The organism is Streptomyces sp. NPDC050619 (assembly GCF_040654815.1).
Lineage (GTDB): Bacteria > Actinomycetota > Actinomycetes > Streptomycetales > Streptomycetaceae > Streptomyces.
Window position 1 is genome coordinate 137,904 of record NZ_JBFAIR010000025.1, and the last position, 12,033, is coordinate 149,936.

General features: G+C 75.2%; 1 protein-coding gene. It reads left to right on the forward strand.

The window, feature by feature from the left end:
• Positions 1-51 precede the first annotated feature (51 nt).
• Complete coding sequence (locus AB0I77_RS34475) at positions 52-12,033, forward strand: SDR family NAD(P)-dependent oxidoreductase (RefSeq protein WP_363286703.1); 11,982 nt, start codon at positions 52-54, stop codon at positions 12,031-12,033.

Sequence of the window (12,033 nt, forward strand, 5' to 3'; positions counted from 1 at the left end):
CCGCACTCGGAACGTCCCCCCTTTCCCCTGGAAACCGATCTGTGAGGGATCATGGCCACTTCGCCGGACAGGATCGTCGACGCCCTGCGCACCTCCATGAAGGAGACAGAGCGGCTACGGCGAGAGAACGAGGAGCTGGCCGCTGTCCGGCACGAGCCGATCGCGATCGTCGCCATGGGCTGCCACCTCCCGGGCGACATCCACGGCCCGGAGCAGTTCTGGCAGCTCCTGGCGGCAGGCGGCGACGCGGTGGCCGGGTTCCCGACCGACCGGGGCTGGGACCTCGACGCGCTCTTCGACCCGGACCCGGACAACCCCGGCACCGTGTACACCCGCAACGGCGGGTTCCTCACCGATGTGGCCGGGTTCGACGCCGAGTTCTTCGGGATCAGCCCGCGCGAGGCGGTGGCCATGGACCCGCAGCAGCGGATGCTGCTGCACACCGCGTGGGAGACGATCGAGCGGGCCGGCATCGACCCGACGACCCTGCACGGCAGCCGTACCGGCGTGTACATGGGAACCGCGTTCCAGGACTACGCGACCCGGGTCCGACCGACCGAACTCGGCGAGTACGAAGGGTACTTCCTCACCGCGGGTGCGGCGAGCGTGCTCTCCGGCCGGATCTCGTACACGCTCGGCCTGGAGGGCCCCGCGGTCACCTACGACACCGCCTGCTCGGCGTCGCTGGTGGCGCTGCACGGGGCCTGCCAGGCGCTGCGCCGGGACGAGTGCTCGCTGGCGCTGGCCGGCGGTATCACCCTCATGACCACACCCGCCCAACTACAGGGCTTCAGCCGGCAGCGCGGGCTGTCCGTGGACGGCCGGTGCCGTTCCTTCGCCGCCGCAGCGGATGGCACCGGCCTCTCCGAGGGCGTCGGGGTGGTACTGCTGGAGCGGCTGTCCGACGCACAGCGGCTCGGCCACCGGGTGCTGGCCGTGGTCCGTGGCAGCGCGACCAACCAGGACGGGGCGAGCAACGGCCTCGCCGCGCCGAACGGCCCGTCCCAGGAGAGGGTGATCCGGCAGGCGCTGGCCGACGCCCGGCTCGCCCCCCATGACGTCGACGCGGTGGAGGCGCACGGCACCGCGACCACCCTCGGCGACCCGATCGAAGCCCAGGCCCTGCTGGCCGCCTACGGGCAGGAGCGCGCCGAACCGCTGCTGGTGGGCTCGGTGAAGTCCAACATCGGGCACACCCAGGCGGCGGCCGGCGTCGTCGGCGTCATCAAGACGGTGCTGGCGATGGAGCACGGGGTGCTGCCGGCCAGCCTGCACGTCGACGCGCCGACGCCGCACGTCGACTGGGAGTCGGGGAGTCTGGAGCTGCTGACACGAGCGACCGACTGGCCGGACACCGGCCGGCCCCGGCGCGCCGGGATATCGTCCTTCGGCATCAGCGGCACCAACGCCCACGTCATCCTGGAGCAAGCGCCGCCCGCCGACGCCGGCTCCACCGCTCCCGTCGCGCCGCTGCGGGCGGTGCCGTGGGTGCTGTCCGGGCGCGACGGCAAGGCGCTGCGGGACCAGGCGCGCGCCCTGCTGGACTGGCTGGCCGAGCGCGGCCCGCTCGGCGCCGCGGAGATCGGGCACGCGCTCACCACCGGCCGGACGGCGTTCGCGCATACGGCCGCCGTCATCGTGGCCGGCGGCCCGGACCGGCCCGGTGAACTGTCCGAGGAGCTGACGCAGGCACTGGCAGCACTCGCCGAGGGCCGCCCCGATCCGCGGGTCGTGCTCGGCACGGCGCCCCCCGGGAAGCTCGGGTTCCTTTTCACCGGCCAAGGCAGTCAGCGCGTGGGCATGGGCCGCGCCCTGCACGCCTCCTCCCCAGTGTTCGCGGAGGCGTTCGACGCGGTGTGCGCGGCGCTGGACCCGCATCTGGACCGGCCGCTGCGGGACGTGGTGTTCGGGACGGCGGCGGACGCCGACGGGCTGCTGGACCGGACCGGGTACACCCAGCCCGCGCTCTTCGCGCTGGAGGTCGCGCTCTTCCGGCTGTTCGCACACTGGGGACTTCGCCCGGACCGGGTGACCGGCCACTCCATCGGCGAGGTGGCCGCCGCGCACGTGGCCGGTGTGCTGTCGCTGCCGGACGCGGCGGCGCTGGTGGCGGCACGCGGTCGGCTGATGCAAGCACTGCCGGAGGGCGGCGCCATGGCCGCCGTGCAGGCCACCGAAGAGGAGGTGTCGCCGCTGCTGGCGGAGCGCGTCGGCCGGCTGGACCTGGCAGCGGTGAACGGCCCGTCCTCAGTGGTGGTCTCCGGAGAGGCGGAGGCGGTCCGCGAGGTCGCCGCGCACTTCGCCGCGGCCGGTCGCAAGACCAAGGAGCTGACGGTCAGTCACGCCTTCCACTCGCCGCTCGTCGACGCCATGCTGCCGGAGTTCCGGCGCGTGGTGGCCACCCTGTCCTTCCACGCCCCCGCCATCCCGGTGGTGTCAGCTCTCACCGGCGAGGAGGTCACGGCCGAGGAGATCAGCGACCCGGAGTACTGGGTGCGGCATGCCCGCGGCACCGTACGGTTCGCGGACGCCGTCCGCACCATGGCGGACGACGGCGTCCGCACCTTCCTGGAGCTGGGCCCCGACGGGGTGCTGACGGCGATGGGCAAAGACACCGTCACCGCGGCCGACGCCGAGCTGGTCCCGGCCCTGCGCGCGGACCGGGACGAGGAGCTCGCCGTCACCACCGCGCTCGCCCGGCTGCGCACCCGGGGCGTGCCGGTGGACTGGACGTCGTTCTGGGCCGCGTCGGGCGCCTGCCCGGCCGCGCTGCCCACCTATGCCTTCCAGTCGCGCCGGCACTGGCTGGACGTCCCGGCGTCGGCCGCCGTGCACTCCGCGGGGCTGGTCGCGGCCGGGCACCCGCTGCTGGGCGCGGTGGTGTCGCTCGCCGACGACGAACTGGTCTTCACCGGGCGGCTCTCGACCGGTGTGCACAGCTGGATCGGCGACCACCGGGTGTTCGGCCAGGCTCTGCTGCCCGGCACTGCCTTCCTCGAGCTGGCCCTGCACGCGGGCGAGCGGACCGGCCACGAGCAGGTCGCGGAACTGACGTTCCACACCCCGCTGGTCCTCCCCGACGGAGCGGCGGCCGCCCTCCAGGTGCGAGTGGGGGCCCCGGACGGGTCCGGGCGGCGGTCGCTGGACATGCGGTCCCGGCCGGACGGCGCGGCGGATGACGAGCCGTGGACCACGCACGCCACCGGAGTGCTCGCGCGCGCCGCCGTCCCCGCGGCCGGGGACCTGTCCGTGTGGCCCCCGCAGGGCGCGGAGCCGGTGGACGTCACCGGGCTCTACCCCCTGATGGCGGAGACCGGCTTGGCCTACGGGCCGATGTTCCAGGGGCTGCGGGCGGCCTGGCGGCGGGACGGGGAGCTGTTCGTGGAGGCCGGGCTGCCGGACGGCGCCGGAGCCGGGGAGTTCGGGGCGCACCCGGCGCTGCTGGACTCGGCCCTGCACGGGGTCGCCCTGGGTGTCGTCACCCCCGGCTGGGACCGGGCCCTGCTGCCGTTCGTCTGGCGCGGGGTCGCCCGGCACGCGGTCGGCGCCCCGGGGCTGCGGGCGCGGCTGACACCGGCCGGCTCGGACACGGTCTCGGTGCTGGCGGCGGACGAGACGGGCAGCCCCGTGCTGTCGGCCGACGCGCTGGTGCTGCGCCCAGCCTCCCGCGACCGGGTCGAGGCGGCCGTCGGCACCGCCCGCGACCGCATGTTCCAGATGGCCTGGGAGACCCTCGCCGCCCCGCTGGCGAGCGCCGTCGCGTCCGCGGACCCAGCGGGATCCGCTGCCCCGGACGCGGCCTTGGCCTGGGCGGTCGTCGGCGACGGCGGGCCGGAGCCGGGTCCGTGGGCCGCCACCGCGCCCGCCGGTGTCCACCCGGACCTGGACGCTCTGGCACGCACGGCCCCGGAGCGCCCGATCCCGGGCACCGTGCTGGTGCCGTGCTCCCCCGGCGCAGTCACCCCCGGCACCGACGCCGACACGGTGCGTTCGACCGCCCACCGAACGCTCGACCTGGTCCAGCGCTGGCTGGCCGACGACCGGTTCGCCGCGTCGCGGCTGGTCCTCGTCACGCGGCGGGCCGTCGCGGTGGCCCCCGAGGACGTCCCCGACCTGGCGCACAGCGCCGTCTGGGGATTGCTGCGCACCGCCCAGTCCGAGCACCCCGGCCGGTTCGGGCTGCTCGACCTGGACGACCGGGACGACGCTTACGGCCTGCTGGGCGAGGCCGTCGCCACCGGCGAGCCGCAGCTGGCGGTGCGCGACGGCGCCCTCCGCGTCCCCCGAGTGGCCCGGTGGCGCCCGGACCGCGCGTTGCCCGTACCGGCCGCACCGGCCTGGCGGCTGACCGCCGGCGGCGACGGCACCCTCGAAGGCCTCGCCCTGCTGCCCTGCCCGGAGGCCTCCGCGCCCCTGGCCCACGGCCAGGTGCGGGTGGCGGTCCGGGCGGCCGGGCTGAACTTCCGGGACGCGCTCAATGCCCTCGGTATGTACCCGGGCGAGGCCGTTCCCCTGGGCGTGGAGGGTGCCGGAGTGATCGTGGAGACCGGCCCCGGGGTGACCGCACTGGCGCCCGGCGACCGGGTCCTCGGCCTGATCTCCGGCGGGATCGGCCCGCTCGCGGTCACGGACGAGCGGCTGCTCGCCAAAGTCCCGGACGGCTGGTCCTTCGCCCAGGCGGCGTCCGTGCCCGCGGTCTTCCTCACCGCGTACTACGCGCTGACCTCCCTCGCGGAGCTGCGGCCCGGCACATCGGTGCTGGTGCACGCCGGGACCGGCGGCGTCGGTACGGCCGCCGTGCAGTTGGCCCGGCACCTGGGTGCCGAGGTGTACGCGACCGCCAGTCCCGCGAAGTGGGACGCACTGCGGGCGGCGGGTCTGGACGACGCGCACATCGCGTCGTCGCGGACGCTGGAGTTCGAAGAGAAGTTCCGGCGCACCAGCGCGGGCCGGGGCGTGGACGTCGTCCTCGACTCACTCGCGGGCACGTTCGTCGACGCGTCGCTGCGGCTGCTGGCTCCGCGGGGCCGGTTCCTGGAGATGGGCAAGACCGACATCCGGGACCCCGCGGCGGTGGCGGCGGACCACGACGGGGCCTCCTACCAGGCATTCGACCTCGTCGAAGCCGGGCCCGACACGATCCGGGCGATGCTGACGGAGGTACTCGCCCTGTTCGCGCGCGGAGTGCTCCGGCTACCGCCGCTGACCACCTGGGACGTCCGGCACGCGGCCGACGCCTTCCGGTTCGTCAGCCAGGCGCGGCACATCGGCAAGGTGGTACTCACCGTGACGCCGGAGCTCGACCCGGCGGGAACGGTACTGATCACCGGCGGGACCGGCGCCCTCGGCTCGGCGGTCGCCCGCCGTCTGGTGGAGCGGCACGGGATACGGCACCTGCTGCTGACCAACCGCCGGGGCGCCACCGCCCCCGGCGCCGACGCCCTGGTGAGCGACCTCACCGCGCGGGGCGCCGAGGTCACCGTGGCGGCCTGCGACGTCTCCGACCGGACCGCGCTCCGCCGGCTGCTGGACGCGGTCCCCGCGGACCGGCCGCTGACCGGCGTCGTGCACACGGCCGGGGTGCTGGACGACGGCGTCCTGGCGGCGCTCACCCCCGAGCGGTTCGACACCGTGCTCCGCCCCAAGACCGATGGAGCGCTGCTCCTGGACGAGCTGACCCAGGACGCGGACCTCGCCGCGTTCGTCCTGTTCTCCTCGACGGCCGCAGTGCTCGGCGGCGCCGGGCAGGCCAACTACGCCGCGGCCAACGCCGTCCTGGACTCTCTCGCGAGTCGGCGCCGGGCCGCGGGACTGTCCGCCGTCTCACTGGCCTGGGGGCCATGGCAGGACTCCGGCAGCATGCTCGGTGGTCTGGGCGAGGTGGACCTGGTCCGGCTCGGCCGCACCGGTCTGGTGCCGCTCCAGGACGAAGAGGGCCTGGACCTCTTCGACACCGCCCTCGCGACGGTCGAGGCCGCCCTGATCCCGGCCGGGGTGGACACCACGGTGCTGCGCCGGACGGCGGCCGACGAGGTTCCGTACCTGCTGCGCGGGCTCGCCAGGAAGCCGCAGCGGCGGGCTGACGGCGCGGCGGCGCGGCCGGCCGCGGCCGCCGCGCTGCAGGACCGGCTGGCCGCGGCGTCCGAGGACGAGCGGGAGCGGATCCTGCTCGACCTGGTGCGCAGCCACGCCGCGACGGTGCTGGGTCACACCAACCTCGCGCTGATCAGCCCGGGGCTCGCCTTCAAGGAGCTGGGCTTCGACTCGCTGACCGCTGTCGAACTGCGCAACCGGCTGGGCGGCGCCCTCGGCACCCAGCTGTCGTCCACCCTGGTCTTCGACCATCCGACGCCCACCACCCTTGCCCGGCACCTGCACGACGAACTGCGGGCCGGACTCGGGACCGGCCCACGCGACGCCGGGATGGCCGCAACCGCCGCCTCGGCCGCCGGGAACGGGACCGGCACCAGCGCCGACGACCCGATCGCGATCGTGTCGATGAGCTGCCGCTACCCCGGCGGCATCGCATCCCCGGAGGACCTGTGGCGGCTCGTCGTGGACGAGGCCGACTCGGTCACCCCGTTCCCCACCGACCGTGACTGGGACACGGACGCCTTGTACGACCCGGACTCCGCCCGGCCGGGAACGACGTACGTACGGGTGGGCGGGTTCCTCGACGACGCCGCCCGGTTCGACGCCGAGCTGTTCGGTATCAGCCCTCGGGAAGCGTTGGCCATGGACCCTCAGCAGCGGCTGCTGCTTGAGAGCTCCTGGGAAGCACTGGAGCGGGCCGGGATCGACCCGACGTCCCTGAAAGGCAGCCCGGTGGGCGTGTTCGTCGGGGCCGCCGCGCAGGGCTACCCCTCCGATCCACGGCAGGCCCCCGAGGATCTGGGCGGCTACCTGCTGACCGGCAGCACGACGAGCGTCATGTCCGGCCGGATCGCCTATGCCTTCGGGGTCGAAGGCCCCGCGCTGACCATCGACACCGCCTGCTCGTCCTCGCTGGTGGCGCTGCACACGGCGGTACAGGCGCTCCGGCGAGGGGAATGCTCCCTCGCCCTGGCGGGCGGGGCCGCCGTCATGGCGGTCCCCGACATCTTCCTGGAGTTCAGCCGGCAGCGTGGGCTGTCCCCGGACGGCCGTTGCAAGGCGTTCGCGTCGGCGGCGGACGGCACCGGCTGGGGTGAGGGGGTGGGCCTGCTGCTGCTGGAACGACTGTCGGACGCCCGGCGCCACGATCACCCCGTCCTGGCGATCGTACGGGGCTCCGCGATCAACTCGGACGGCGCGAGCAACGGCCTGACCGCGCCCAACGGGCCCTCGCAGCAGCGGGTGATCCGGCAGGCGCTGGCCGACGCGCGGCTGTCGGCCGGTGAGGTGGACGCCGTGGAGGCACACGGCACCGGCACCCGGCTGGGCGACCCCATCGAGGCGCAGGCGCTGGCCGCGACGTACGGGCGGGAGCGGCCGGAGGACCGGGCGCTGCGGCTGGGCTCAGTGAAGTCGAACATCGGGCACACCCAGGCCGCCGCGGGGGTCGCCGGGGTCATCAAGATGGTGACGGCCATGCGGCACGGGCTGCTGCCCCGGACGCTCCATGTCGACCGGCCCACCCCGGAGGTCGAGTGGTCCGGGAGCGGGCTGGCGCTGCTGACCGCCGCCGAGCCATGGCCGGAAACCGGTCGGCCGCGCCGGGCCGCGGTCTCGTCCTTCGGCATCAGCGGGACCAATGCCCACGTGATCATCGAGCAGGCCCCGGCCGCGGCCGTCGGGCTGCCGGACGACTCAGCCTCGGCAGTGCCCGCCCCCGCGGGCGCCCTGCCCTGGACGCTCTCCGGGAAGACCGCGGAGGCACTGCGTGCCCAGGCCCGCCGACTGCTGGACCGGCTCGGCGACGGGTCCGGGGCCGACCCCGCGGGCGTCGGCCGGGCGCTGGCCACCACCCGCGCCGCCCTTGACCACCGCGCCGTCGTGATCGGCGAAGGGCGCCAGGAGCTGCTGGCCGGGCTGGCGGCGCTGGCCGCGGACCGTACGGAAGAGCATGACGGCGGCCAGGTCGTCCGGGGCGAGGCGCGCAGCCGCGGGAAGACCGTGTTCGTCTTCTCCGGTCAGGGCTCGCAGTGGGTGGGGATGGCCGCGGAACTGCTCGATGCCTCCGAGGTGTTCGCCGCCCGCGTCGAGGAGTGCGAGGCCGCCCTGGCACCCTACGTGGACTGGTCGCTGACCGGGCTGCTGCGGGGCGCGGACGACGCGCCGTCACTGGAGCGGGTGGACGTCGTACAGCCCGCGCTGTTCTCGGTCATGGTGTCGCTGGCCGCCCTGTGGCACTCCTTCGGGGTCCGGCCGCACGCGGTGATGGGACACAGCCAGGGGGAGATCGCCGCCGCGTACGTGGCCGGGGCGCTCACCCTCGACGACGCGGCCCGCACGGTGGCGCTGCGCAGCCAGGCGCTGACCGCGCTCTCCGGGCAGGGCGGCATGGTCTCCGTGGCGTTGGGTGAGGACGCCGCGTCCGCGCTGGTGGCGCGGTGGCCGGGGCGGCTCTCCGTCGCCTCGGTCAACGGCGTCTCGTCCACGGTGGTCTCCGGCGAGACGGCGGCGCTGACGGAGCTGGTGACGCACTGCGCGGCCGAGGGCGTCCGCACTCGGACCCTCCCGGTGGACTACGCCTCGCACTCGCCGCAGGTCGAACAGGTCCGCGAGCGACTGCTGCGAGAGCTGGCCCCCGTCGCTCCCAAGCCCGCGGAGATACCCTTCTACTCCACGGTCACCGGCACAGAGCTGGACGCCACCACGCTGGACGCCGCGTACTGGTACCGCAATCTGCGGCAGACCGTCCATCTGGAGCGGGTGACCCGGCTGCTCGTCGCGGAGGGCTTCGACGTCTTCGTCGAGTCCAGCCCGCACCCGGTGCTGACCGTGGCGATCCAGGAGACCGTGGAGGCCGCGCAAGCCGGTCACGCGGTCACGGTGGGTTCGCTGCGCCGCGACGACGGCGGTCTGCCCCGCTTCCTCGCCTCGGCCGCCGAACTGTACGTGGCGGGCGTCCCCGTGGACTGGTCGGACGCCGTCCGGGGTGCCGCTCTGGGCCCAGCCGACTTGCCGACCTATCCGTTCGGCGGCGACCGGTACTGGCTCCGGCGCTCCGGCGGGCCGGCGGACGTCGCCGCGGCGGGCCTCGGACGCAGCTCCCACCCGCTGCTCAACGCCGTGGTGCCGCTGCCCGGACCGGCCGGCACGGTCCTCACCGGACGGCTGTCGACGCGCACCCATCCGTGGCTCGCCGACCACACGGTGCTGGACACGGTGCTCTTCCCGGGCACGGGACTGGCCGAACTGGTGCTGCGCGCCGCCGCGGAGACCGGCTGCGACACGGTCGAGGAACTCACCCTGCTGGAGCCCCTGGTCATCGACCGGGAGACCGGCAGCCAGCTGCGCGTGATGGTTGAGGAACCTGACGACGCCGGACGCCGCGCCGTGGAGGTGCACTCGCGACCGGAGGACACCGACGAGCCCTGGCTGCGGCACGCCGTCGGCGTGCTCGCCGCCCGGGACGCGGCGCCGCCGGACGCGCCCACCGGCCCCTCCCCGGCGGCGGAGACGGAAGACGTGCCGCTGGACGACGGGTACGCGGTGCTCGCCGCAGGCGGACTCGGCTACGGCCCGGCCTTCCAGGGGCTGCGCTCGGTGCGGCGGGACGGCCGGGACCTGTACGCCGAGGTCGCTCTCCCGGACGCCGGGCAGGCCCGGCAGTACGGGGTGCACCCGGCGCTCTTCGACGCCGCACTGCACGCGGTCGTCCTGGGCGGCCTGGTGGCCCACGCCGGCGAACCGCTGCTGCCGTACGCCTGGAAGGACGTCTGCCTGTACAGCACGGGCGCGGCGGAGCTGCGGGTGCGGCTGTCGCCCGCGGGCCCGGACACGGTGTCCCTGACGGCGACCGACCCGTCCGGCGCCCCGGTACTCTCGGTCGGCTCGCTGATGGTGCGGCCGGTGGCGCCGGGCCGGATCGAGAGCGCCCGCAGCGGGCAGCGCCGTTCTCTGTTTCGGATCACCGACGAGCGCATCGCCCTGCCGGCGGGCGACACACCCGCGGCGGACGGCTGGGCCGTGCTCGGGGACGGCCTCGGCCTGCGGGCCGCCGCGGAGGCGTCCGGCATCCGGTACGACGGGTACGACGGCCTGGACACCCTGGCCGACGCCGTCGCCACCGGGGCCGCACCACCCGCGGTGGTCCTCGTGCCCTGCCCGGACGACGGCCCGCGGCAGGCCCCGGGAACAGCAGACCCGCAGACAGCGGATCCGGACGCTGCGGCGGACCTCGCCGACGCGGCCCGGACCGCCGTGCACGGTGCGCTCGCACTGGCCCAGAAGTGGCTGTCCGACGAGCGGTTCGCCGCGTCGCGGCTGGTCTTCGTCACCCGGGGCGCCGTGCCGGCCGACGACGACATGCCGCACGACCTCCGGCACGCCCCGCTGTGGGGCCTGATCCGGTCGGCGCAGTCGGAGCACCCTGGCCGCTTCGGCCTGCTGGACGTCGACACCCTGGACAGCACCGGGGACCGTGAGAGCGGCAGCGTGACGTCGGCGGCGGTGCTGCCGGCCGCGCTGTCCTGCGGCGAGCCCCAGCTGACCGTCCGCCGGGGCGTGGTGCGCGCACCACGGCTCGCCCGGGTCACGGCGGATGCCGCCCGTCCCGCCACCGAGTTCCGGTTCGCGCCCGGCGGCACGGTGCTGATCACCGGTGGGACCGGCGGCCTCGGCGCGCTGGTCGCCCGCCATCTGGTGACGGCGCACGGCGTGACGGAGCTGCTGCTCACCAGCCGCAGCGGCGACGCCGCGGCAGGCGCCGCCGAGCTGACCGCGGAACTCGCCGCGCAGGGCGCCCGGGTGATGGTGGCGGCCTGCGACGTCGCCGACCGGGAGGACCTGGCCGGGCTGCTCGCCCAGATCCCCGCCGACCGGCCGCTGACCGCGGTGTTCCACGCCGCCGGCGTGCTGGACGACAGCGTGCTCACCTCGCTGACCCCGGACCGGATCGACGAGGTGCTGCGGCCCAAGGTCGAGGGCGCGCTGCACCTGCACCGGCTCACCCGGGACGCCGGCCTGTCGGCTTTCGTGCTGTTCTCCTCGGCCGCCGGTGTGCTGGGCACCGCCGGGCAGAGCGGCTACGCCGCGGCCAACACGTTCTTGGACGCACTGGCGCACCGCCGACGGGCCGACGGCCTGCCGGGGACGTCGCTGGCATGGGGGATGTGGGAGCAGCGCAGTGGTCTCACCGGCGCACTGTCCGACACCGATCTGCGGCGGATGGTCCGGTCCGGGGTCGGACAGTTGCCCACCCAGGAGGGCCTGGAGCTGCTGGACGTGGCGCTCGGCGCCTCGGACGCGGTGCTGGTGCCGATGCGTCTGGACCCGGCGCCCCTGCTCTCCGAAGGCGAACCTGAGCTGGTGCCCGCGGTGCTGCGCGCGCTGGTCCGGGTGACGCGGCGCAGCGGCGGAGCGGTACAGGAGTCCAGCAGGCACTTCGCCGACCAGGTGGCCGCGCTCCCCGCCGAGGAACGGGACCGGGCGTTCCTGGAGCTGGTCCGGCAGAAGGCCGCCACGGTGCTGGGACTCGCCTCCCCGGAGGCAGTCCAGGGCACCCGGGGCTTCCTCCAGATGGGGTTCGACTCGCTGACCGCGATCGAGCTGCGCACCCGGCTCGGTACGGCCACCGGGTTGCGGTTGCCGGCGACGCTGGTCTTCGACCACAACACCCCCGAGCGGACCGCCCGACACCTGCGTGAGCTGCTCTTCCCGGAGACCCGGGAACTGACCGAGGCGGAAGCCGAGGAACAGGAGTTCCGGGAGGCCCTGGCCGCGATCCCGATGGCCCGGTTCCGGCAGGCCGGCCTGCTGGCGACGGTGCTGGGGCTGGCCGCGGCGGAAGGGGACACGGAGGCACCGGCGAACGACACGGGCCGGGGGATCGACGACATGGACGTCGCCGCCCTCGTCCGGACGGCCATCGGCGGAGAGAAGTCCTGA